This is a genomic window from Nonomuraea sp. PA05 (assembly GCF_008086045.1).
GTDB classification, from domain to species: Bacteria; Actinomycetota; Actinomycetes; order Streptosporangiales; family Streptosporangiaceae; genus Nonomuraea; species Nonomuraea monospora.
Genome location: NZ_VSEY01000028.1, coordinates 60,092 through 84,425, shown reverse-complemented (window position 1 = coordinate 84,425; position 24,334 = coordinate 60,092). Strand labels below are relative to the sequence as shown.

19 protein-coding genes are annotated in these 24,334 nt (G+C 69.8%); 10 read left to right on the top strand and 9 right to left on the bottom strand.

Translation table 11 applies throughout. The features are described from left to right. Nucleotides 1-12 precede the first annotated feature (12 nt). Nucleotides 13-648: a DUF305 domain-containing protein gene (locus FXF51_RS37370; protein ID WP_148439434.1), complete on the bottom strand. Its 636-nt coding sequence runs from the start codon at nt 646-648 to the stop codon at nt 13-15. A 164-nt stretch (nt 649-812) separates the two neighbouring features. On the opposite strand from FXF51_RS37370, the gene FXF51_RS37365 reads away from it, so the two are divergent. Then, entirely contained in the window at nt 813-2,210 is a 1,398-nt protein-coding gene (locus FXF51_RS37365; RefSeq protein ID WP_148439433.1) for an LVIVD repeat-containing protein, read from the top strand. A gap of 124 nt (nt 2,211-2,334) precedes the next feature. Further along, on the top strand, nt 2,335-3,690 hold the full coding sequence (locus FXF51_RS37360) for an LVIVD repeat-containing protein (RefSeq protein ID WP_148439507.1): 1,356 nt from the start codon (nt 2,335-2,337) through the stop codon (nt 3,688-3,690). 15 nt (nt 3,691-3,705) lie between these two features. On the opposite strand, the gene FXF51_RS37355 is transcribed toward FXF51_RS37360, so the two are convergent. After that, nucleotides 3,706-4,665, bottom strand: coding sequence for an RDD family protein (locus FXF51_RS37355; protein ID WP_148439432.1), 960 nt, complete (start codon nt 4,663-4,665; stop codon nt 3,706-3,708). Between the two features lie 51 nt (nt 4,666-4,716). Here FXF51_RS37355 and FXF51_RS37350 point away from each other — a divergent pair, with 51 nt between their 5' ends. Further along, a complete protein-coding gene (locus FXF51_RS37350) occupies nt 4,717-5,709 on the top strand; it encodes a stage II sporulation protein M (RefSeq protein WP_148439431.1) in 993 nt (330 codons plus the stop codon). Between the two features lie 118 nt (nt 5,710-5,827). On the opposite strand, the gene FXF51_RS37345 is transcribed toward FXF51_RS37350, so the two are convergent. From FXF51_RS37345 to FXF51_RS37325, 5 genes are all read right to left on the bottom strand, one after another. Beyond that, a complete protein-coding gene (locus FXF51_RS37345; RefSeq protein WP_148439430.1) occupies nt 5,828-7,201 on the bottom strand; it encodes a DUF58 domain-containing protein in 1,374 nt (457 codons plus the stop codon). Between the two features lie 28 nt (nt 7,202-7,229). Further along, complete coding sequence (locus tag FXF51_RS37340; protein ID WP_187414778.1) at nt 7,230-8,213, bottom strand: AAA family ATPase; 984 nt, start codon at nt 8,211-8,213, stop codon at nt 7,230-7,232. Then, on the bottom strand, nt 8,200-9,297 hold the full coding sequence (locus FXF51_RS37335; RefSeq protein ID WP_187414777.1) for a DUF4350 domain-containing protein: 1,098 nt from the start codon (nt 9,295-9,297) through the stop codon (nt 8,200-8,202). Before FXF51_RS37335 ends, FXF51_RS37340 begins: the two co-directional genes overlap by 14 nt. Nucleotides 9,298-9,461: 164 nt before the next feature. Then, complete coding sequence (locus FXF51_RS37330; RefSeq protein WP_148439429.1) at nt 9,462-10,106, bottom strand: DUF4129 domain-containing protein; 645 nt, start codon at nt 10,104-10,106, stop codon at nt 9,462-9,464. Next, nucleotides 10,103-11,137 (bottom strand): glycerophosphoryl diester phosphodiesterase membrane domain-containing protein, encoded by a 1,035-nt coding sequence (locus FXF51_RS37325; RefSeq protein WP_262380079.1) that lies wholly within the window; start codon nt 11,135-11,137, stop codon nt 10,103-10,105. The genes FXF51_RS37330 and FXF51_RS37325 overlap by 4 nt, the downstream gene beginning before the upstream one ends. A gap of 539 nt (nt 11,138-11,676) precedes the next feature. On the opposite strand from FXF51_RS37325, the gene mtrA reads away from it, so the two are divergent. The 6 genes from mtrA to FXF51_RS37295 all read left to right on the top strand — a co-directional run bounded on the left by mtrA (nt 11,677) and on the right by FXF51_RS37295 (nt 18,935). Continuing rightward, nucleotides 11,677-12,354 (top strand): MtrAB system response regulator MtrA, encoded by a 678-nt coding sequence (mtrA, locus tag FXF51_RS37320; RefSeq protein WP_043620615.1) that lies wholly within the window; start codon nt 11,677-11,679, stop codon nt 12,352-12,354. 18 nt (nt 12,355-12,372) lie between these two features. Continuing rightward, complete coding sequence (gene mtrB / locus FXF51_RS37315) at nt 12,373-14,121, top strand: MtrAB system histidine kinase MtrB (RefSeq protein ID WP_148439428.1); 1,749 nt, start codon at nt 12,373-12,375, stop codon at nt 14,119-14,121. Beyond that, nucleotides 14,108-15,835 (top strand): LpqB family beta-propeller domain-containing protein, encoded by a 1,728-nt coding sequence (locus FXF51_RS37310; protein WP_148439427.1) that lies wholly within the window; start codon nt 14,108-14,110, stop codon nt 15,833-15,835. The genes mtrB and FXF51_RS37310 overlap by 14 nt, the downstream gene beginning before the upstream one ends. A gap of 228 nt (nt 15,836-16,063) precedes the next feature. Then, the gene (locus tag FXF51_RS37305; protein ID WP_148439426.1) at nt 16,064-16,735 is read left to right on the top strand and encodes a ComF family protein; all 672 of its coding nucleotides are present in this window, start codon (nt 16,064-16,066) and stop codon (nt 16,733-16,735) included. 630 nt (nt 16,736-17,365) lie between these two features. Further along, complete coding sequence (gene hpf / locus FXF51_RS37300; RefSeq protein ID WP_148439425.1) at nt 17,366-18,034, top strand: ribosome hibernation-promoting factor, HPF/YfiA family; 669 nt, start codon at nt 17,366-17,368, stop codon at nt 18,032-18,034. Between the two features lie 202 nt (nt 18,035-18,236). Further along, nucleotides 18,237-18,935, top strand: coding sequence for a response regulator (locus FXF51_RS37295; RefSeq protein WP_043620599.1), 699 nt, complete (start codon nt 18,237-18,239; stop codon nt 18,933-18,935). Nucleotides 18,936-19,481: 546 nt separating this feature from the next. Here the strand turns inward: FXF51_RS37295 and FXF51_RS37290 are convergent. Continuing rightward, nucleotides 19,482-20,672 carry a winged helix-turn-helix domain-containing protein gene (locus tag FXF51_RS37290; protein WP_148439424.1) on the bottom strand — a complete coding sequence of 397 codons (1,191 nt, stop codon included), beginning with the start codon at nt 20,670-20,672 and terminating at the stop codon, nt 19,482-19,484. A 232-nt stretch (nt 20,673-20,904) separates the two neighbouring features. Next, nucleotides 20,905-21,165: an HGxxPAAW family protein gene (locus FXF51_RS37285; protein WP_148439423.1), complete on the bottom strand. Its 261-nt coding sequence runs from the start codon at nt 21,163-21,165 to the stop codon at nt 20,905-20,907. Between the two features lie 223 nt (nt 21,166-21,388). Here FXF51_RS37285 and secA point away from each other — a divergent pair, with 223 nt between their 5' ends. Beyond that, nucleotides 21,389-24,178 carry a preprotein translocase subunit SecA gene (gene secA / locus FXF51_RS37280; RefSeq protein WP_148439422.1) on the top strand — a complete coding sequence of 930 codons (2,790 nt, stop codon included), beginning with the start codon at nt 21,389-21,391 and terminating at the stop codon, nt 24,176-24,178. Nucleotides 24,179-24,334: the final 156 nt, after the last annotated feature.

The following is a 24,334-nucleotide window of genomic DNA, read 5'->3' as shown; positions in this document are numbered from 1 at the left end:
CGGCCCGAGAGATCAGGGGGTGGTCTGGATCTGCTGCATGCGCCGGATCTCGGCCGCCTGCTCCACGCTGACGTCGGTGGCCAGCTCCTCGATCCTGATGTGCGACCCGCCGATCAGCACCTGCTTCGACATCTCGATCGCGCCCAGGTGGTGGTTGATCATGAGCTGCAGGAACAGCCGGTCGAACTCCGCGCCCTTGGCCGCCTTCAGCGCCTCCAGCTGCTCCGGCGTCGCCATGCCGGGCATGCCGTCGTGGCGGGCGTGGTGGCCGGGCACCGTCTGCTCCTGCTCCCGCAGCCAGGAGGACATGTACTGGATCTCGGGGCCCTGCACGTCCTGGATCCGGTCGGCCAGATTCCTGAGCTTGACGGACGCGGCGCGGTTCGGGGCGAGCAGCGCCATGTCCACGGCCTGCCGGTGGTGCACGATCATGTCCTGGACGTACTTCACGTCGGCGGCGTTGGCCGTGGGGGAGGGCACGGCGGTGGCGGCCTCCTGCGGGGAGAGAGTCTTGGCCTGCTCGCCCGGGCGTCCCGGTGCGATCACGGGCGCCGACGAGCCGGCCCTGGGGGCCTGCGGGGTCGTGTCGGAGCTGCAACCCGGGAGGGCGACGGCCAAGGCCACGACGACGACGAGCGCAGCGCGCACTCAGCCTCCTGACTGAACTCGGTACAGCATGCGCACTCTAGGTGAAAGGGGCACAAATTCCTAGAGGTCGATTCGGAACAAAATTTGACAGGTTGGACGCTGGTCGGGTGTGGCCGTAAAGGGTGAGGATTGCGTAGATTTATGCCCCCTTTATAGGAGGTTCGGTGTTAACCCCCCGCAGAGCCCTCATCCTGGCAGCGGCGTTCGTCGCACTGGCGGGTGTCACGGCACCCGTGCAGGCGGCGGACATCCCGGCTCCTGGCGAGATCGTCATGAGCCCGAACATCAAGCACGTCACCAACGTGCCCAAGCCCCAGGCTCTGGCCAACATCAACACGGACATGGCCTTCCAGGGCGACTACGCCTATGTCGGCAACTACGATGGCTTCTCCGTCTACGACATCAGGAACCCGAAGAGGGCCTCGCTGGTCAGCTCCGTCGTCTGCCCCGGCGGTCAGATGGACGTGTCCGTCTACGGAAACCTCCTGTTCGGCTCCGTCGACTACGCGCGTGACAGCGACGCCTGCAGCAGCGCCGAGCAGAGCGCCACCGTCAAGGAGTCGTGGGAGGGCATCCGCATCTTCGACGTCTCCGACAAGACCAACCCGCGCTACGTCAAGGCCATCGAGACCGTCTGCGGCTCGCACACGCACACGCTGGTGCCCGACCGCCGCAGGGAGAACGTCTACGTCTACGTCTCCTCCTACGGCCCGAGAGACACCTATCCGGACTGCCGGCCGCCGCACGACCTCATCTCCATCATCAAGGTGCCGCTGAGGAACCCGCAGGCCGCCACGGTCATCGCCACGCCCAACCTGTTCCCCGACGGCGGGTTCCCCGGCGTGCCACTGCCCTACCCGGACGGCAAGTCGACCACCACGGGCTGCCACGACATCACGGCCTACCCGGAGAAGGGCATCGCCGCGGGCGCCTGCATCGGTGACGGCGTGCTGTTCGACATCCGCGACCCCGAGCGGCCCAAGGTCACCGCCACCGTGCGCGACGAGGTGAACTTCGCGTTCTGGCACTCGGCCACGTTCAACAACGACGGCACCAAGGTGATCTTCACCGACGAGCTCGGTGGCGGCACCCGGGCGACCTGCAACGAGGCCATCGGCCCGAACAGGGGCGCCAACGCCTACTACGACATCGTGCGCGGGCAACTGCGGTTCAGGAGCTACTTCAAGATCGCGCGGCACCAGGCCGACACGGAGAACTGCGTGGCCCACAACGGCTCGCTGATCCCGGTCAAGGGCCGCGACATCATGGTGCAGGCGTGGTACCAGGGCGGGATCTCGGTCGTGGACTTCACCGACTCCGCGCACCCGCAGGAGATCGCCTACTTCGAGCGCGGCCCCGACCTCACCGCCGGGCCGCTGTTCGCCGGCTTCTGGTCCGCCTACTACTACAACGGCTACATCTACGGCTCCGACTTCCATCAGGGCCTGGACGTGCTGAGGATCAACGATTGGCGTACGAACAAGGCCAACGGCGTCAAGATGCGCTCACTCAACGCGCAGACGCAGACGTCGTACCCCGAGCGCGGGCACGGCCACTGGTAGATCGTGCGGCGGGGGCTCCTACCGGGGCTCCCGTTCCCCTTTTTCATGTTCCGCATCCCACGCGCACGTTCTCAACCATGAACGTGATCAAGGAGGCTCCCGAGTGAAGCGCCGTTCCCTCGTCATGGCCGCGGCGGCCGCCGTCTTAGCGCTGTCCGGAATGCCGGCGCTGGCCGCCGACATCCCGCCGCCCGACACCGTGGTCACCAGCCCCAACGTGACCCACGTACTGAACATCCCCAAGCCCGACGCGATCGCGGCCACCATCAACACCGACATCGCCTTCCAGGGCGACTACGCCTACGTCGGCAACTACGGCGGCTTCTCGATCTACGACATCAGGAACCCGAGGAAGGCCACGCCGGTCAGCTCCGTCGTGTGCCCCGGCTCGCAGATGGACGTGTCCGTCTACGGCAACCTGCTGTTCACGGCCGTCGACTCCTCCCGCAACAACGACTCGTGCAGCAGCACGGCGCAGAGCGCCACGATCAAGGAGTCGTGGGAGGGCGTCCGCATCTTCGACATCTCCGACAAGACCAACCCGCGCTACGTCAAGTCCGTCGAGACCAACTGCGGCTCCCACACCCTGACCCTGGTGCCGGGCAAGGGCCGTGACCGCAACAGGAACGTCTACATCTACGTGTCGTCGTACCTGCCGGCCACGAACTTCCCCGACTGCCAGCCGCCGCACGACAAGATCTCGATCATCAAGGTGCCGCTCAAGGACCCGGCCGCCGCCGCGGTCGCGGCCACCCCGGTCGTCTTCCCCGACGGCGGCAACGAGACCCAGCCCGGCCTGCTCGTGCCGACCAGCGGCTGCCACGACATCACCACCTTCGCCGAGAAGGACCTCGCGGCGGGCGCGTGCATGGGCGACGGCGTGCTGTTCGACATCTCCGACCGGCTGAACCCCGTGGTCACCGCCAGGACGACCGACCCGAACTTCGCGTTCTGGCACTCCGCCACCTTCACCAACGACGCCAGGAAGGTCGTCTTCACCGACGAGCTCGGCGGCGGCGGGGCGGCGACCTGCAACGAGGCCACCGGCCCGAACCGCGGCGCGGACGCCATCTACGAGATCGTCAAGGGGCAGCTCGTCTTCAAGAACTACTTCAAGATCTCGCGCTACCAGGCCGACAGCGAGAACTGCGTGGCGCACAACGGCTCGCTCATCCCCGTCAAGGGCCGCGACATCATGGTGCAGGCCTGGTACATGGGCGGCGTGTCGATCTGGGACTTCACCGACACCGCCAACCCGAGGGAGATCGGCTACTTCGACCGCGGTCCCCGCTCGGCGGGCGGCGGCGGTGGTGTCTGGTCCGCGTACTACTACAACGGCTACATCTACGCGGCCGACTTCCACGAGGGTCTCGACGTCATCAAGATCAGTGACCGGCTGACCGACAGTGCCAGGTTCGTCCGTACCGAACGGCTGAACACCCAGACGCAGGAGTCGTTCCACGGCCGCCACCACGGCTGAGGTGGCGGCCCTCGCTCACTGAGGCGGCGCGAACCCGCCCGGAGTCGCCCTCGGCGGCTCCGGCGCGGGGGGCGGCGGAGGCGGAGGCCGGTGCGGGAGCGGCTGCGACTGTGGCTGCGGTTGCGGTTGCGGTTGCGGCGCTTGTTGCGGGTACGCCGGTTGTGCGTAAGGGCCCTGCTGGAGATGCGCCGGTTGGGCGTACGGACCCTGCTGCGGCTGGCCGTTTCCCAGGCGCTGCGCGAAACGCGCCTGCTCGCGGCGACGGCGCTCCGCTAGGACGGCGCTCAGGTACGCGTGCGCGGGCACCCCGCCGGGAGCCGCCGGCGAGACGAAGGCGGACACCTGCGTCGCGATGCGCACCCCCATCTCGTGCTGCACCTGCGGCGTGAGGTCGTGCCAGCGCGTCAGGTACTGCCTGGCCGCCTGCGCCACCTCGTCGGGCAACTGGGACAGCTCCAGCGTGGCCGCCCAGCTCGCGAGCTGCGGCGGCATGACGATGGCCTGCCCCGTCTCGCGCGGCCCCCGCTCGGAGATCACGATGGTGCCCGCGAACACGTCGCCGAGCCGCTTGCCGCGCTGCGAGACCAGCGACGCGATCAGCGCCGGCGCCCCCCAGAACATCCAGAACTCCAGGACCCCGGCCAGCCCACGGAACAGCGCCTGCCTGAAGCGCTCAGGGCTGCCGTCGTCGCCGACCACTCTGAGCCCCAGCGCCAGCTTGCCGAGGCTGCGGCCCCTGCTCAGCGACTCGAAGATCACCGGGTAGCCGACCAGCACCAGCACGACCAGAACGATCATCGCGGCGCCGAACATGGCGGAGTCCGTGATGACCGCGAACGCTCCTAACAGGGCGTAGGCGGCGATGAGCACGGTGAACTGCACGGCCATGTCGATGATGATCGCCAGGGCCCTGGAGGGCATCTGGGCCACCCGCACTTCGACGACGACGGCGTCGCCGGTCACAACCTCCGACATATGTGGAGCCTAACGGCAATGTCCCGGTGATCGAGCGGCCAGAATGTTCAGGTGGACATCGATGCGTTCGTCACAGCACACCGCCCCGTGTGGGACCGGCTCGATCACCTGGTCAAGCACCGCTCCTCGCTGACCGGCGCGGAGGTGGACGAGCTGGTGGAGCTGTATCAGCGGGTGGCCACGCACCTGTCCATGGTCCGCTCGTCGTCCAAGGACCCGGCGCTGGTCGGCAGGCTGTCGGCGCTGGTGGCCAGGGCCAGGTCGGCCGTCACCGGCGCGCACACCCCGGCCTGGCGCGAGGTGACGCGCTTCTTCACCGTGTCGTTCCCCGTGGTGGCCTACCGGGCACGGTGGTGGTGGCTGGCCATCTCGGTCGCGTTCCTGGTGGTGGGCTGGGTGATGGGCGCCTGGGTCGCGGCCAACCCCGACGTGCAGGCGTCCATCGCGAGCCCGGACGAGATCACCCAGCTCGTCAACGAGGACTTCGCCGACTACTACTCCGAGCACCCCGCCGCCTCCTTCGCCAGCCGGGTGTGGACCAACAACGCCTGGGTGGCGGCCCAGATGATCATGTACGCGGTGCTGCTGGGCCTGCCGATCCCGTACGCGCTCTACGCCAACGCCGAGAACGTCGCCGTCTCCGGCGGCCTGATGGCCTCCAGGGACAAACTGGACATCTTCTTCGGCCTGATCCTGCCGCACGGCCTGCTGGAGCTGACCGCCATCTTCCTGGCGGCGGCCGTGGGCATGCGCCTGGGCTGGACGGTCATCGACCCGGGGCCGCGCAGGCGGATCGAGGCGCTGGCCGAGCAGGGGCGGGCGGTGATGAGCGTCGCGATGGGGCTGGTCGTGGTGCTGTTCGTGTCGGGGCTGATCGAGGCGTTCGTGACGCCGTCCGGGCTGCCTACCTGGGCGCGGGTGAGCATCGGGGTGCTCGCCGAGGCGGTCTTCCTGGCGTACGTGATCATCTTCGGGCGCAGGGCGCTGCGGGAGAACGAGACCGGGGACATCGAGCAGGCGCCGGACGTCGCGCCGACCGCCTGACCGACCCGTCCGATTGAGCCGCCCGATCGCGCCGCTTGGCTTGCTTGCGCCGCCCGCTTGCGCCGCCTGACCGACCCGTCCGATTGAGCCGTCCGATCGAGCCGCCCGATCGCGCCGCCTAGAGGCGGCCGGCGGCCTTCAGCGCCAGGTAGGCGTCCGCCAGGGCGGGCGCGATGTCCTCCGGCGGCGCGTCCACGACCTCGACCCCGTGCCGCCGCAGCCTGGCCGTGATGCGCCTGCGCCCGAGCTGGGCCTGCTCGGCCGCCGCCGCGTCGTACACCTCGTCCACCGACCCGCGGCGGCCCGCCATGGCCGCGACCGACGGATCGGAGACACCGGCCACCAGCACCAGGTGCCGCGAGGATAGCTGCGGCAGGACCGGCATCAGGCCCTCGTCCAGGGCCGCCGGGTTCAGGTCGGTGAGCAGCACGACCAGGCAGCGCCGCTTGGCCCGCGACAGGATGGCGGCCACCATGCCCTGCGAGTCGGCCTCGATCAGCTCCGCCTCGATCGGCGCCATCACGTTGACCAGCGACGACAGCAGCTCGGTGCGCGAGGCCCCGCTCACCCAGGCGCGTACGGCCCGGTCGTAGGCCAGGAAGTCCACCTGGTCGCCGGCTCTGGCGGCCAGCGCGGCCAGCAGCAGGGCGGCGTCCATCGACCAGTCGAGGCGCGGCCAGCCGGGCGCGGGCCGGGGATCGGGCCGCAGGAACAGCCCGCCGCCGCCCGCCTCGGCCCCCGCCATGGGGATCGGCGCGGCGCCCACCCGCCCGGCGGAGGTGCGGCCGGTGTCGAGCACGATGAGCACGCGGCGGTCGCGTTCCGGCCGCCAGGTGCGCACGACGACGTCGTGGCGGCGAGCGGTGGCCCGCCAGTCGATGGAGCGCACGTCGTCGCCCACCACGTACTCGCGCAGCGAGTCGAACTCGGTGCCCTGCCCGCGCACCAGCGCCGGGTGTTGCCCGTCGAGCTCGCGCAGCCGGGCCAGCCGGGAGGGCAGGTGCTTGCGCGACAGGAACGGCGGCAGCACCCGTACCGTCCACGGCGCCTGGTGGTTGCCCTGGCGGGCGGCCAGGCCCAGCGGGCCGACCGAGCGGACGGTGATCGCCACGGAGGAGCGGTCGCCGCGCCTGGTCGGGGCGAGCGCGATGACGATCTTGCGGCGTTCTCCGGCGGGCACGTCCAGCTTCGCGACCCGGGGGTGCACGTTCGCGGAGGGCGGCCAGGCGTCCCTGAGCAGGCCGCGTACGCGCCTGCCGCCCGGGTTCTCGACCACCAGCTCCACCGTGGCCTCCTGGCCCAGCCGCACCAGCGTGTCGCCGGAGCGGTGCAGCCGCAGCAGGCGCACGGCCCCCGCGAACACCAGGTCGATCAGGATCCCGGCGGCCAGCAGCAGGCAGACCCCGGCCAGCGCGGCGCCGGGCTGCGGCGCGAGCAGCACCGCCACGATGCCGACCGCCGCGACCAGCCCGGCACGTCCCGTCAGAGCCATTCCCGCACCCCGCTTCCCGTGGCGGCCGTCAACGCGGGACCGGGACGGAGGCCAGGATGCCGTCGAGCAGGCCGTCGGCGGTCGCGCCCTCCAGCTCGGCCTCGGGCCTGAGCTGCACACGGTGCCGCAGCGCGGGCCTGGCCAGCGCCTTCACGTCGTCAGGGGTGACGTACGGGCGGCCCGACAGCCACGCCCACGCCCGCGAGGCCGCCAGCAGCGCCGTGGCGCCGCGCGGGGAGACGCCGAGCTGCAGCGACGGGGAGTTCCTGGTGGCGCGGGCCACGTCCACGATGTAGCCGAGCACCTCGGGCGCCACGTGCACCTGCGCCGCCGCCTCCCGGCCCGCCGCCAGGTCCTCGGCCGTCGCGACGGGCTTGATCTCCGACAGGTCGCGCGGGTCGAAGCCGCGGGCGTGCCGTTCGAGCACGGAGATCTCCTGCTCGCGCGGCGGCAGCGGAACGGTCAGCTTGAGCAGGAACCGGTCGAGCTGGGCCTCGGGGAGCTGGTAGGTGCCCTCGTACTCGACGGGGTTCTGCGTCGCGCACACCACGAACGGGTCGGGCAGCTCGCGGGCCGCGCCCTCCACGCTGACCTGCCGCTCCTCCATCGCCTCCAGCAGCGCCGCCTGCGTCTTCGGCGGCGTGCGGTTGATCTCGTCGGCGAGCAGCAGGTTCGTGAACACGGGGCCCTCGCGGAACTCGAACTCCGCGGTCTTCGCGTCGTAGATCAACGACCCGGTCACGTCACCGGGCATCAGGTCGGGCGTGAACTGCACCCGCTTGAAGCCCAGCGACAGCGCCGACGACAGCGTGCGCACCATCAGCGTCTTGGCCACGCCAGGCACGCCTTCGAGCAGCACGTGCCCCCTGCACAGCAACGCGATGACCAGCCCGGTCACCACCGCGTCCTGCCCGACGACGGCCTTGGCCACCTCGGCGCGCAGCGCGCCGAGCGCCTCCCTGGCCGAGTCGCCGTTGCTGGTCGGCACCCGGTATGTCTCATCGGTGTTCACTGATCTGCCTCTCCATGAAGTCCAGATATCCGGCGAGCCTGACGAGCCCCGCGTCGTCCGCCGGTGGTGGGCCGTAGAGTGCCGCGCCGACCTGCTGCGCGTCCTGTCCCGTACGCGCGGCCAGCGCCGGGACGATCTCCTGGCGGTCCGCGCCCGAGGCCAGCCCCAGCCTCGGGGTGAGCCGGTCGATCGTGCCCGCGCGCAGCGCGTCGGCCGCGCGCTCCCTGGCACGCCTGGCCCGGTAGAGCCGGCCGCGCCCCTCGACGGTCTCGGCGGCCCTGACGATGACGGGCAGCTTCTCCGTCACCACGGGCCCCAGCCGCCTGCCGCGCCAGAACGCGGCCACGAGGACGGCGATGATCGCCATGTAGACGGCCCAGCGGATGCCGGCCGGCATCAGGTCGTACATCGACTTGCCGCGCTCGCCCGGCAGGGCGACGGCGGGCGGCGTCTCCGGCGCCACCAGCCAGGTGACGGCCTTGCCCGTGCCGATCAGGTTCAGCGCCAGGGCCGCGTTGCCGTCCTCGGCCAGGCGCTGGTTGGTCATGAAGTCGCCGTCGGCGACGACCGTGATGACGCCGCTCGCGTACGGGAAGCTGACCAGCGCGTGCCCGTCGCCCGCCGGATAGCAGGCGGTCGAGCCGGACGGGCCGCGCAGCGGCGCGCCGCCCAGGAACGCGCTGCCGGCGGCGGTGGCGGCGGGCAGCCCGCACTCGGGCTCGCGGGAGCGGATCCGTGCACCGACCGGATCGGTGCGCACGCCGGGGGCCAGCGCCTCCAGGCCGAAGACGCCGCCGACGACCAGCCGGTCGCCGGGGATCCTGGCCAGCTCGAACTCGTCGATGTAGGTGGTGTCGGTGATCAGCAGCAGCCGGTCGCCCGTGGCGGCCTTGGCGGCGGCGGCCTCGACGGAGTCGACCCGGTCGACGGTGACCCCACGGTCGCGCAGTATCTCGGCCAGCGCCTTGGAGCCGGACAGCGAGGTGTCGTCGGGGTCGAGGTAGCGGGCCGGGGCCCGCTCGGGGCCGAGCAGGACGCCCAGGATCGACACGAGCACCACGATGGCGCCCAGCAGAACGATCATCCGGCTGGAACGCCAGGCGGAGCGGGCGGTGGGGGAGGTCGGGCGAGACTGCTCCGGAGCCGCCCCCGAAGCCGCCCCCGGAGTCTGTCCCGGAGTCTGCGCTGAGGCCTGCCCTGGAGTCTGGCCTGGAGCCTGGCCCGGAGGTGACTGGGGGGTCGTGGCGCTCATGCCCCGCCCTCACCCGCCGCGGTGCCGGCGCCGGTGGCGAGCGGCACCGGCCGGGCCAGGCGCAGGCGCTCGTCGAGGCCGGTCATTGTCTCGTAAGCCTCCCGTGTCCCCGGCACCCCGCCGTACGTCACGTCGTCGAACGAGCGGGCCGCCGCCGCCAGTTCCTGCGCGAACGCGGGCAGGGACACCGCCGCCTCGGCGGCCAGCTCGTCGGCCGTCCGGCCGGGCATGCCGTCGACCAGCGCGCGTTCCTCCAGGTCGCGGGCGATGGCGCGGAGCCGCTCCTGAATGGCCTGCGTCCAGCGGCCCTCCGTGGCCAGCCGCTCGGCCGCCTGCCGGTGCTCGGCCGCGCTCAGCGCCCTGGCGCCGAACAGCGCGCCGGGCGCGAGCGCGTTCCTGCGGGCCGTCTTGCGCAGCCGCCACGCGATCAGCGCGATCAGCCCGAGGAGGATGAGCGTGATCAGGATGGCCGCGATGATCCCGCCCGCCGAGCCGCCGCCGCCGGCCGTGTCGACGAGGTCGCCGAGGAACTGCATGACGTAGCGGTAGATCCGGTCGAACAGCGCTTCGTCCTGGTACTCCGGCTTGAGGAGCTCCGCCGCGGCCCTGCGCGCGGCCTCCTCCCTGTCGATCGGGCTCACGACCTGGCGGAGTTGGACGGGTGCCACAGCTCGTCGGCGGAGGCGTGCACCCAGCCCTGCCGCTGCTGCTCGATGGCCGCCGTCTGCAGCACGAGGTCGAACGCCTCACTGCGCATCCGCCGGTCGGCGTAGAGCAGGCCCGCGACGCCGGCCTCGAACGGGTAGGTGAACATCGCGCCGAGCGTGCCGCCGATCGCGATCAGCACGGCCGTCACGATGGTCGTGGCCGCCGAGCTGGCGCCGAACATCCCGAACAGGGTGCCCGCCAGCGTGAACGGCATCGTCAGGAGGCTCGCCACGAGGCCGACGAGGATCGAGGTGAGCAGCAGGATGCCGAACACCCGCCAGAAGTCGCCGGTCACCAGGTGCCATGAGCGGCGCATCGCGTCGACGGGGCCGCGGCCCTCCAGGACCACGGCCGAGGAGGCGAAGGCGAAGCGCGTCCTGAAGAACAGGTAGTAGGCGAGGTAGGCGATGAGGAACAGGATCGTCAGCCCCGCGATCCAGCCGAGTGCGGAGGAGTCGGAGGCGTTCATCGCGATCGCCACCAGGAGCAGCACGAACACGATCAGCGGCACGATCATGATCGCGGCCATCATGCCCACCACGCCGAACAGCGCGGGGACCCGGCCCTTGACGAGCTGCCAGGCCTCGCCGGCGCTGATGTTGCCGCCGAAGACGGCCCGGCCGAGGATGCGGGTCAGCACGCCGGTCAGCACGGTCACGACGACGAACGAGATCGCGGAGGAGATGAGCGTGCCGGCGTACTGGCCGAGGACGCCGGAGACGGTGGTGAGCTCGCTCTCGGCGGTGGCGAAGCTCGCGGGGTCGTCGAGCGGGCTGGGCATGGCGTCGAGCAGGAACGCCTGGCCGATGGCCACGGGCACGGAGGCGAGCAGGGCGGCCACGGCCGACAGGCCGAGCACGGCCTTCGGGTTCGACCGGATCAGCTTGATCGTGCCGTCCAGGATGTCGCCGAGACCCAGCGGGCGCAGCGGGATGATGCCGGGGCGGAGCGCCGGCGGCGGCATGTAGCCGTATCCCGGCTGCTGCTGCGGATATGGTGTCCGCGGAGCATGCCCGTAAGGCGGCTGCGGGGGCGGCGGTTGCTGGTGCTGCGCTTGTGCGGGCGGCACGTACGGCGGCTGTCCGCTGATCTGTCCGCTGTTCTGTCCGCTGGGGGCCTGCTGTCGCGCGCCGGGCGCGGTCCACGGGGAGGCCGGCGGGGCGCTGTAGGGCGGGGGCTGTTCGGCCGACCAGCCTGATGGCGTCTCGGGTGTGGGACCGTGACCGTCTGACATATCCCAATCCTGGCACGCTGGGCGGGGCATTGGTGTCACGGAGAGGATTCGCCGCCTCATCTTGCCCGCATTCACGGAGGAATCCGGGCAAGGTTCGCGGTCAGGGATGGCCGAAAGTCGCTTCGTTACCGCAGACTGAGATTGCGGTCGCGGGGGCGGACCTAAAATTCGCCTTTTGTAGGGCTCAGGTCACACTCATGGGTCAACCAAGGGTAACCTTCAGCGATCGTGCGGGTATGTCCCACAATGCGTAGAACGAATGAGGGGCCATGAAAGGTCGCGTGCTGGTCGTCGACGACGACGCCGCTCTCGCCGAGATGCTGGGGATCGTGCTGCGGGGGGAAGGCTTCGAGCCGTCCTTTGTCTCCGATGGCGACAAGGCCCTCGACGCGTTCCGGGATACACGCCCGGACCTGGTTCTGCTCGACCTGATGCTGCCGGGGGCCGACGGCATCGACGTCGCGCGCCGGATCAGGGCTGAGTCGGGGGTTCCCATCGTCATGCTCACCGCCAAGAGCGACACGATCGACGTCGTGCTCGGTCTGGAGTCGGGCGCCGACGACTACATCGTCAAGCCGTTCAAGCCGAAGGAGCTGGTGGCCAGGGTGCGGGCGCGGCTGCGCCGTACCGACGAGCCCACCCCCGAGATCCTCCAGATCGGCGACATCACGATCGACGTGGCCGGCCACTCGGTCAAGCGCGGCGAGGAGACGATCAACCTCACGCCGCTGGAGTTCGACCTGCTGGTGGCGCTGGCCCGCAAACCGCGCCAGGTCTTCACCCGCGAGGTCCTGCTGGAGCAGGTGTGGGGTTACCGGCACGCCGCCGACACCCGCCTGGTCAACGTGCACGTGCAGCGGCTCAGGGCCAAGATCGAGAAGGACCCCGAGCACCCCGAGATCGTCGTGACGGTCCGTGGCGTGGGCTACAAAGCCGGTCCCGCCTAACCCTCGCCCCGCCCCGCCGTGCCCCCGACGAAGAAGAAGAGAACCCGCAGACGGACGTTCCGCCAGATTCTCGGCGGCGTCCGCCGGCGGCTTCTGCGTGCGGCGGGCAGGATACGCAGCGTCTGGCGGCGCTCACTGCACCTCCAGGTGGTCACCAGCACGCTGGTGATCTCCGTGATCGTGGTGGTCGTGCTCGGCACGTTCCTGTTCCAGCAGATCAACAAGTCGGTCGTGGACAGCAGCCAGCGTTCCGCCGCCAGCGAGGCGTCCGCCGACCGGCTGCAGATACTCGACGCGCTGACCCCCGAGACCGACGACTCCGCCAAGCAGGCCGACGGCGTCGAGCAGGGCGGGGGCAACCTGCTCGACGAGGTCATGAACACCGTCACCGGCTCCGGCGAGAACGGCTCGGAGAAGCGCTACGAGGTGCTGGTGCTCAACCTGACGACCCCCGGCCAGTCGCGGGCGTCCGGCAGCGTGGTGCCCGCCGACGTGCCGCTCACGCTCCGGATGACGCTGCAGCGCAACATCCGCGAGTACAAGTGGGACAAGGTCACCGGCTTCACGCAGGTGATCACCTTCCGGGGGCAGAGCCAGCCCAGGCTGACGTACGTGGTCGGCGGCATCGTGCACCTGCCCACCAACGGCCGCACCTACGAGGTCTACCACTTCTTCCCGTTCGACGAGGAAGAGGAGCTGCTGTCCAACGTCCGGCTGGCCATCGTCGTGGTCGGGCTCGGGCTCGTGCTGCTGCTGGCCGCCATCGCCTACCTCGTCGCCCGCCAGGTCGTCTCGCCCGTCCGCCTCGCGCGCCAGGCCGCCGAGCGGCTGGCCTCCGGCAGACTGGACGAGCGGCTCAAGGTGCGCGGCGAGGACGACCTGGCCCGCCTGGCGAACTCGTTCAACGAGATGGCCGCCAACCTGGCGCTCAAGATCCACCAGCTCGAGGAGCTGTCCCAGGTGCAGCGGCAGTTCGTCTCCGACGTCTCGCACGAGCTGCGCACGCCGCTGACGACCGTCCGCATGGCCGCCGACCTGCTCTACGACGCCCGCGAGGACTTCGAGCCGATGGCCGCCCGCTCGGCCGAGCTGATGCAGGCCCAGCTCGAACGGTTCGAGTCGATGCTCGCCGACCTGCTGGAGATCAGCCGCTACGACGCCGGAGCCGCCACGCTCGACCTCGAACCCGTGGACATCCGCGACGTCGTGCTGCGCGCCATCGGCGACTCCGAGGCGCTGGCCGAGCGGCACGGCACCCGCTTCGAGCTGAGGCTGCCCAACGAGCCCTGCGTGGCCGAGATCGACAACAGGCGGGTCGAGCGCATCCTGCGCAACCTGCTGTTCAACGCCATCGAGCACGGGGAGGGCCGCGACATCGTCGTCACCGTGGGCGCCGACCGCGACGCCGTGGCCGTCGCCGTGCGCGACCACGGGATCGGGCTCAAGGCGGGCGAGGACACCATGGTCTTCGACCGCTTCTGGCGGGCCGACCCGTCCCGCGCCAGGACCATCGGCGGCACCGGGCTCGGCCTGGCCATCTCCCGCGAGGACGCCACCCTGCACGGCGGCTGGCTCCAGGCGTGGGGGCAGCCGGGCGAGGGCTCCCAGTTCAGGCTCACGCTGCCGAGGAGCGCGGGCGTGGATCTCAAGGGCTCGCCGCTGTCGCTGGTGCCGCCCGAGATCGAGATGCGCCGCACCTGGCGGACGGCGATGACGCCCGTCCTGCTGCCCGCCTCCGGGGACGGAGCCGAGCATGACGAGGAGTAGGCGCGTCGCCGCGGCGCTGGCGATGGTGGCCGCGGCGGCGTTCGGCGGCTCGGGCTGCACCGTCATCCCCGTGACCGGCCCGTACACCGTCGGCAACGACCAGGGCGCCGGCGACCCGCTCAACAAGCCGTTCCAGCGCATGATCGCCATCCCGCCGCAGCCCGGATGGGGCGTCGAGGACACCGTCAGAGGCTTGCAGGCCGCCATGGCCGCCTACGCCGACGACCCGTCGATCCTGCCCAAGTACCTGACGGCCGAGGCGCGGGCCAAGTGGTCGGCGGCCGGGCCCGTGACGGTGATCCAGGACGCGTACGAGGTGGGGGTGCCGCCGCCGCGCGAGTCCGAGACCGCGATGAAGGTCGGGCTCAAGGGGAACTGGGTGGCCCTCATCAACGAGGACGACTCGTACAAGCCGACGGCCGGGCCGTGGGAGCGGCCGTTCGAGCTGGTCAAGATGCCGGAGGGGTACCGCGTCAGCAACCTGCCCGCCGGGCTCGTGCTCACCGAGTCGGACGTGGCGCGCGCGTACCGGCCGACCAACCTCTACTACGTCAACCGCAGCACCCAGGACCGGCTCGTCGTCGACCGGGTGCGCCTGCGGCTCAACACGACGGAGACATTCGCGCAGACCGTGCTCGAACGCCTGCTCAAGCCGCCGACAGAGGCCCTGCGCGGCGCCGTCACCTCCAGCCTCCCCGCCGACACCAAGATCGAGTCGATCAGGGCCGGCGAGGACCGCGTGATCATCAACCTCTCCGGGCCGCTCGACACGCTCGACCTGAGCGCCGAGGAGACCCTCAGGGGCCAGATCAGGAACAGCCTCAACAAGAACGAGATCGCCAAGGGCCGCATCATCGAGATCCTGGTGGACGGCGAGGCCTACACCGTCGACCGGCCCGACTCCGACGACCAGTGGCTGGACGACGAGGTCGGCGACAGCGCGTACTACGTCGACAAGGGCGCCGTCCACTACCTGACCAAGGACGGCGCGGGAGGCGCCGTGGCGGGCGCGGCGGGCGAGCAGCGCGAGGGCTACAGCCACTTCGCCGTCTCCGCCGGCCCCAACCCGCTCATCGCCGCCCGCACCTCGACCGGCATCTCGGTCGCCGGGCTCGCCCCCGAGGCGGCCTGGCAGGAGGTCATCCAGGGCACCGACCTGACCCCGCCCACCTGGAACAGGGACGGGTCCCTGTGGACCTACGACGGCAAGAACGGCGTGCTGCTCAAGTACGACCCGGCCAGGACGCGCGTGGAGCCCGTCGAGGTGCCGGGCGAGCTCGACAAGCTGGACGTCAACCAGTTCAGGATCGCCAGGGACGGGGTGCGGGTGGCGGTGACCACCGGCGAGAACACCGTCCAGATCGGCGCGCTGACCGGCGAGGCGGGGACGAAGCTGGCCAACCTGCAGAGTCTGACCACGACGGAGACCGGCAACGAGATCCGCGACATCGCATGGCTGGACGACGAGCGCCTGCTCGTGCTGGTGCAGGGGACGGCGGGGCAGACGCTCAACGAGATCAACGTGGGGGACGGGGAGACCACGGGCGTGCCGTTGAAGGATCGGCTGGAGTCGGTGGCGGCGTTCCAGGATCAGGTGCTGGCCGACGTCACGACCGGGAACGGGACCAAGTTGGTGGCGTTGAGCCAGGATCGGCAGAGCTGGGACGTCAAGGTCGAGACCGACGCCGGGACGCCGGTGTTCCCGCTGGGCTGACTCCCGCGCTCATTGCCCTCGCGCGTCTCCATCGCGTGTCTCCATCGTGTGTCTCCATCGCGCGTCTCCACGGCTCTTCGCAACCGCGCGTCTCCACCGCCCTTCGCAACCGCTCTTCGCAACCGCTCTTCGCAACCGCTCTTCGCAACCGCTCTTCGCAACCGCTCCTCATCACTGCTCTTCGTCACCGCTCGGAAACTGTCAGTGGCGACCGGCATGCTGAGGCCCGTGCTGAACGTCGTCCTGGACCTCGTCCTTCCCCCCACCTGCGCCGGCTGCGGCGCCAAGGGGGCGTCGTGCTGTCCCCGCTGCTTCGAGTCCCTCACCCGCGCCCCCGCCAGGCGCGGCCCCGTCCCGAGCCCACCCGGCCTGCCCGATTGCTGGTCGGCGGCGTCGTACGAGGGCGCCGTGCGGCGGATGATCGTGGCGTACAAGGAGCGGGGAGCCGTGGCACTGGCCGGGGTGCTGGCAGAGGCGCTGACCCGCACGGCCCTGGTGGCGCTCGGGGGTTGGGCGAGCGGCCGGTTCGCCGTCGTCCCGGTCCCCAGTGCCCGCAGGAGCATCCGGGGCAGAGGCCACGACCCGGTGGGAAGGCTGGCCGTGCTGGTGGCCGCCAGGCTGCGGGCGCTCGGGGCGGGGGCCGAGGTGTGGGCCGGGCTGGGCCAGACCAGGCGGGTGGCCGACCAGGCGGGCCTGAGTCGCTCTCTGAGAGCCGTCAACCTCGCAGGGTCACTCCAGGTCCTACCCGCCGCGAACGGGCCGCCAGCGCCCGTTGCCGTGCTCCTGGACGACATCGTGACGACCGGCGCCACCCTCGCCGAGGCCGCCCGGGCCCTGCGAGCTGCGGGTATCGCGGTGCCGCTGGCGGCGACGGCGGGCGCGACACGCCGAAGATCTTGAAATCGTCATGGTCACGTTGGGTAAAGAAAGATCCAAATCGGGATCCTAGCCAGGAGGTCACATGTCACTTCCCCTAGACGGGTACCCGCACTGCTCAGTGAGCGGGAGCCCCGCACGCATAAGGGTTGCCGATCGGTTAAATGGGGCACCGGAATGCGCTTACCCACCAGGTCGACATCACGGACCGTGATCCTCCCGGCGAGGGCCCGGCTGACATTCGTGCTGGATGCGGATAGCGTTCCTACATGGCACCCGTTCGGGTCCGTGGTTGCGCAGGGTCGGGGTCCCCGGCTCTGCTAGCCGATGCCAGCCGCAGGCAAAACGGTCCACGTAAGGCGACTCTTTGTCGACCGATCACGGTGCGGCTTAGGGGTAAGTCCTGCCTTCCCGGGGGTCCAGATGTCCCCCGTCAGAAGAGAAGGGCAGTAGTGGCAACAGAGCTGCGAAATCCTCAGCAGGCGGATGTGGGGTCGAAGACCAGGTCGGCCGGGCGGGTGCCTTCCGAGTTCCCGGTGGCGCAATGTCGGAAGAGGGTAACCGTGACAGGAAGGCAGCCAGAAGACCCCGTCCGACGCGCACGTCGTCGTCGGGCGCTCTTGCTCAGTCGTTAGACCGAAGGGGGGCTGTTGCATGGACATCATCGTCAAGGGCCGGCACACAGGAGTAAGTGATCGGTTCCGAGACCACGTGACGACCAAGCTGGCCAGGATCGAACGTCTGGACAACAAACTCATCCGAGTTGATGTGGAGGTGTCGAAAGAGCGTAATCCGCGCCTCGCCGGACAGCGCGAGCGCGTCGAGCTCACCATTCACTCCCGAGGGCCGGCCATCCGCGCCGAGGCCTCGGCCGACGACCGATTCGCAGCCCTCGATCTAGCCCTCGACAAACTGGAAGGCCGCCTCAGGAGGCTGGCCGACCGACGCAAGGTGCACCACGGCAACCACTGCCCACCCTCGGTGGCAGAGATCACCGCGACGCTCCCTGACGCCGCCGATCTGGCGCCACTCAAGCAGCCCGACGTCCCCAAACAGGCCGAACCCGACGAGGACGAGCTGCAGCAGAAGAGCGACCAGCTCTATGACGACATCGTCCCGATCGAGATGGACGGCGACGGCCCGCTCATCGTCCGGGAGAAGTTCCACCGAGCCGAACCCATGACCATCGACCAGGCCCTGCTGGAGATGGAGCTGGTAGGACACGACTTCTACCTGTTCCGTGACAAGGAGAGCGGCCAGCCGTGCGTCGTTTACAACAGACGCGGCTACAACTACGGCGTGTTGCGGCTCATAGAGCCCTGATCGCGCGCTAAAAGATCTTCTCGACCACCCGAGAACCGCGGGTACATGCCATCATGGCGGTTCAGACGGCTCTGGCCCCCCGACGAGGAGGAGACGTGAGCGAGCTCAGTCAGGTAGGGATGAGCGAGCGAAGCGAGGCAACGGCAGGCGCGAGGCTGCCCGTCACGAGGCTGGTCGTCACGAAGCACACCAAGGAGGCTTCGTGACCGAGTCCGGCGAGGCCCGCGCTCAGGCGAGCGAGCCGATCCGCGTGCTGATCGTCGACGATCACGAGCTGATCCGGCGGAGCCTGGCGCTGGCGCTGGCTGCCGAGCCTGACATCGAGGTGGTCGGTGAGGCGAGCGACGGGCAGGAGGCGGTCGAACTGGCCGATCGCCTCATGCCTGACGTCGCCCTCATGGACGTGCGCATGCCCCGGCAGGACGGGATCGAGGCGACCAAAGGCATCAAGGCCTCCGTCCCGAGCACCCGCATCATCATGCTGACGGTGAGCGACGAGGAAGAAGATCTCTTCGAGGCCATCAAGGCGGGAGCCACCGGCTACCTGCTGAAGGACGTCCAGATCAACGACGTCCCGGCCGCGGTGCGCGGCGTGCACGAGGGCCAGTCGTTAATCAACCCGGCGATGGCGGCCAAGCTCATCAGCGAGTTCGCCAACATGAGCCGCAAGGAAGCCGAGCGCCCGCCCCAGCTTCCGGTCCCGCGGCTGACCGACCGGGAGATGGAGGTGCTGCGGCTGGTCGCCAAGGGCATGAACAACCGGGAGATCGCCAAGCAGCTCTTCATCTCCGAGAACACCGTGAAGAACCACGTGCGGAACATCCTCGACAAGTTGCAGCTGCACTCGCGGATGGAGGCTGTGGTTTACGCGGTGCGGGAGCGCATGCTCGAGATCACCTGATCTGCGCGCTCCGTGGCGGGGGCTGGGTGCTTTCGTTGCGGGGCGTTGGTGGGTGGTGCGGCTTTCTTGCGAGGACGAGCGCTGGTGGGTGGTGCGCTTTCCCTGCGAAGACGGGCGTTGGTGGGTGGTGCGCTTTCTCGCGAGGACGAGCGCTGGTGAGTGGTGCGGCTTTCCTGCGAGGACGCCCGGACGGTCTCTCCCCTGTGCGCAGTCCCGCGCAAGCCCTCGCGCCACGCCCTCGCGCCACGCCCCTGCGCCCACGCCCCTGCGCCCACGCCCCTGCGCCCACGCCCCTGGGCCCACGCCCCTGCGCCCACGCGCGCAGCTCCGAGCCGCCAGGTTGCGTCACCTGCCCACCCGCGCCTGGGCGGCGTCACGTGCCGACCCTGAGCGGCGTGGGCTGAGCGGGCCGCGTGGCTCGGACCAGCCTCCGACCGCTGGACCAGTCTCCGTCCGCCGGGTCAGTCTCCGTCCGCTGGACCAGTCTCCGTCCGCCGGGTCAGTCTCCGACCGGCGGGTCAGCTCCACGGTCGCTGAAGCCCGGTGCTACGGGGTCGCGTTCAGGAGGGGGAGCAGCTCAGGCGGGTCAGCGCGCTCAACGCGGACGGCGTCGCAGCCCACCCACTCGGCCGCCGACCACAGAGCCTCGCTCAGCGCGTCCCCCCACTTGGCGGGCGACAGGCCGGGCTCCAGGCTGAGCTGCCTGGCCACCAGAGTGGACCCCTCTCGCGCCGGATCGACCCGCCCGATCAGCCGCCCCCCGGCCAGCACCGGCATCGTGAAGTAGCCGTGCACCCGCTTGTGCTTGGGAACGTAGAGCTCCAGCGTGTAGGTGAAGCCGAACACCCGCTTCGTGCGCTCCCGGTGCCAGATGAGCGAGTCGAACGGCGACACCAGCGTGGTGCGGTGCCGGCCGCGCAGCTCGGACGCCAGCCCCTCGGGTGATGCCCAGGCGTTGGCCAGGCCCTTCTTGCCCGGCCAGCCGGCGACGGCCACGGGCACCAGGCCGGCCGCGCCGCTGAGCAGGACCTCGTCGAGGATCGCCGCGTAACGGCCTCTGAGGCGCAGGAAGTCGAGCAGGTCGGTGCGGTTGGCCACGCCAAGGGCGCGCCCGGCCACGCCGGCCAGCCGTACGATGCACTCCTCGTCGGACAGGTCCTCGGCCAGGAGGTCGGCGGGAACCACGCGCTCGGCCAGGTCGTAGACGCGGCGCCAGCCGACGCGGCGGCTGCACACCAGCTCACCGATGTCGAGCAGCCACTCCAGGCCGATCTTGGAGTCGGACCAGTCCCACCAGGGGCCGCCGTTCTTGGCGCCGCCCACGTCGGAGGTCGTCAACGGGCCCGACTCGCGAACCTGGTCGAGCAGCTTCTCCACGTTGTCGGGCACCTCGTGCCACCGGTAGCGGCGCTCGCGGTAGGCCCTTCTGCGGAAGGAGTAGAGCGGCCAGTGCTCGATGGGCAGGATGCAGGCGGCGTGGCACCAGTACTCGAAGCTCTGGGCGGGGTCGTGCCAGTAGGCGCGTTCGACCTTGGGGCGGCCCACCGCGCCGAGGCGGGCGTAGGCGACCAGTTCGTGGGAGCGGGCCAGGACCGAGATCGTGTCGAGCTGGATCGCGCCCAGCTTGCGCAGCATGGCGTGCACGCCGCCCTTGCGGGCGTCGGCGCCGATGAAACCCTGCGAGCGCAGGATGATCCGGCGGGCTTCGTCGGGGGTCAGGTCGGTCACGCCGGTCATGCCCGCGGCTCCGTATGGCGATGCATGCGAGCAATCTAGCGAGGGGGACCGACAGAATCGGCCGCGCTTACCGACAGAATCGGGCGGGCGGGCGTACCCGCAGAATCGGGCGGGCGTCGGGTGATCGTGCCGATTTGGTGGGGGTGCGCTCGGACGCTCCCGGCATGCGAACGGCGGGTCACCCGTGGCCGGGCGCCCGCCGTCGGAAAAGCGTGTGGTCTGAGCGTGCGGTCTAGCGGTGATCCTCAGCGCGCATGCCCACCCGCGGAGCGTCGATGACGACGTCGGTGAAGATGTCGAAGACGAGGGCGAGGATGCCGCCGACGACGAACAACCCGGCGCCGATCCAGACGAGCGTCCAGTTCGCGACCGTCAGGCCGAAGCCGGCCAGGACGGTTCCCACCAGCATGACGGTCACCGCGAGCCACGAAGACGCGCGCCCGCCGTGGCTGCCGAGATTCTCCGTATGCTCCGACTTCTTCCCCTCAACCATGACAAATCCTTCCTTTGCCGGTTTCCCGCTATTGGTGCGAGCCGGCTCTCCACCGGCATACCCTCTGCCTTACACCCATTCTCCCAGACGGGTTCTGCGCCCTCGTCGTCACGGTGGCTGTGTCTGGTTGCGGAACCGCCTACGATGGCTAACGGGGAAGTTTGTCTCGGCCTCTCCTCCTGGCGGCGCCGCCGGGGTAGACCTGCGAGGAGCTTTACATAAAGTGGCAGCCATTCTCGACAAGATCCTACGTGCCGGCGAAGGCAAGATCCTGCGCAAGCTCAAGCGGATCGCAGACCAGGTCAACTCCATCGAGGACGACTTCACGAGCCTGTCCGACGCGGAGTTGCGTGCGCTGACGGACGAGTTCAAGCAGCGCCATGCCGACGGCGAAAGCCTCGATGATCTGCTTCCCGAGGCGTTCGCGACCGTGCGCGAGGCGGCCCGCCGCGTGCTCGGCCAGCGGCCCTACGACGTGCAGATCATGGGCGGTGCCAACCTCCACCTGGGCAACATCTCTGAGATGAAGACCGGTGAGGGCAAGACGCTGACCTGTACGTTGCCGTCCTATCTCAACGCCATCGCCGGCAAGGGCGTGCACGTCATCACGGTCAACGACTACCTGGCCAAGCGTGACGCCGAGACCATGGGGCGCATCCACCGCTTCCTCGGGCTGGAGGTCGGCTGCATCGTCTCCGGCCAGCAGCCCGACGAGCGCCGCAAGCAGTACGAGGCCGACATCACGTACGGCACGAACAACGAGTTCGGCTTCGACTACCTGCGCGACAACATGGCCTGGTCGCTCGACGAGTGCGTGCAGCGGGGCCACTTCTTCGCGATCGTCGACGAGGTCGACTCGATCCTGATCGACGAGGCCCGTACGCCGCTGATCATCTCCGGCCCCGGCGAGCAGTCGGGCAAGTGGTACCAGGAGTTCGCCAAGATCGTGCCCCGCCTGCGCAGGGGCGTCGAGGCGAAGAACCCGGGCGAGGAGAGCACCGGCGACTACATCGTCGACGAGAAGAAGCGCACGGTCGGCATCCTGGAGGCCGGCGTCGAGAAGGTCGAAGACTGGCTCGGCATCGACAACCTGTACAAGCCGGAGCACACCCACCTCGTCGGCTTCCTGAACAACGCGCTCAAGGCCAAGGAGCTGTTCAAGAAGGACAAGGACTACATCGTCTCCGACGGCGAGGTCCTGATCGTCGACGAGTTCACCGGCCGCATCCTGCACGGCCGCCGCTACAACGAGGGCATGCACCAGGCCATCGAGGCCAAGGAGAGCGTGAAGATCAAGGACGAGAACCAGACTCTCGCCACGGTCACCCTCCAGAACTACTTCCGCCTGTACGGCAAGCTCGCCGGGATGACCGGTACGGCGGCCACGGAGGCGAACGAGTTCCACCAGACGTACAAGCTGGGCGTCGTCCCGATCCCCACCAACCGCCCGATGATCCGCAAGGACCAGCCGGACGTGGTCTACAAGACCGAGGACTCCAAGTTCGACGCGGTGGTGCTGGACATCAAGGAGCGCTACGAGGCCGGGCAGCCGGTGCTCGTCGGCACCACGTCGGTGGAGAAGTCCGAGCGGCTGTCGAAGGCGCTCAAGCGGCGCGGCGTCCCGCACGAGGTGCTCAACGCGAAGAACCACGCGCGTGAGGCGTCGATCATCGCCGAGGCGGGCCGCAAGGGCGCCGTCACCGTCGCCACCAACATGGCCGGTCGAGGCACCGACATCATGCTCGGCGGCAACTCCGAGTTCCGCGCCGACCTGGAGCTGCGCCAGCGCGGGCTCGACCCGGTCGAGACGCCGGAGGAGTACGAGAAGGCCTACCCCGAGGCGCTGGAGAAGGCCAGGGCGGCGGTCAAGGCCGAGCACGACGAGGTCACCGAGCTGGGCGGCCTGTACGTCCTGGGCACCGAGCGGCACGAGTCGCGCCGCATCGACAACCAGCTCCGCGGCCGTTCCGGCCGTCAGGGCGACCCCGGCGAGTCGCGCTTCTACCTGTCGCTCGGCGACGACCTGATGCGCCTGTTCAACTCGGCCAGGGTCGAAATGATCATGACCAGGCTGCAGATCCCCGACGACCAGCCGATCGAGTCCGGCATCGTCTCCAAGGCGATCGCCTCCGCCCAGCACCAGGTCGAGCAGCAGAACTTCGAAATCCGCAAGGAAGTTCTGAAGTACGACGAGGTCATGGACCGCCAGCGCAAGGTCATCTACGCCGAGCGCCACCGCGTGCTGGAGGGCGCCGACCTGCACGAGCAGGTGCGCGGCTTCATCGGCGAGGTCATCGACGGCTACGTCGCCGGCGCCACCGCCGAGGGCTTCGCCGAGGAGTGGGACCTCGACAAGCTGTGGAAGGCGTTCGGGGAGCTCTACCCCGTCTCCGTCCGGATCGACGACGTCGTCGAGGAGGCCGGCAGCCGCGAGGAGCTGTCCGCCGAGCTCATCGGCGAGAAGATCAAGGCCGACGCGCTGGCCGCCTACGACCGGCGCGAGGAGGAGTTCGGCCCCGAGACCATGCGCGACCTGGAGCGCCGCGTGATCCTCTCCGTGCTCGACCGCAAGTGGCGCGAGCACCTCTACGAGATGGACTACCTGCGCGAGGGCATCGGCATGCGGGCCTACGCGCAGAAGGATCCGAAGATCGAGTACGCCCGCGAGGGCTTCGAGATGTTCACCGCGATGCTGGAAGGCATCAAGGAGGACTCGGTCGGCTTCCTGTTCAACCTTGAGGTCGAGGTCCAGGAGAACCCGATCGTCGAGGAGGAGGACGCGGTTCTCGCCGAGACCCGCTCGATCATCGCGCGCGGGCTGCGTGGTCCTGAGCGGCCGGCCGAGCTGGAGTACTCCGCACCTGGTGAGCAGGGCGAGGTCGAGCACGTGCGGGTCCGTACGACGCAGGCCGAGCGGGCGGCGTACGGCAACGTGGAGCGTAACGCGCCGTGCCCGTGTGGGTCCGGCAAGAAGTACAAGCGTTGCCACGGCGACCCGAAGAACGCCGCCTGACGACGCGACCCTGGCGATTTCTGACCCCCACTTCCGGGTTCCGGAGGTGGGGGTCCGCCTTTTCCGGGGCGAGGGGGCTGGCCGCCGAGAGGGGAGCCGGGCCGTTCTGGACGGGCGGGGTGTGGCCGTGGCGGAGGGGCGCCAGGCCGTTCGGAA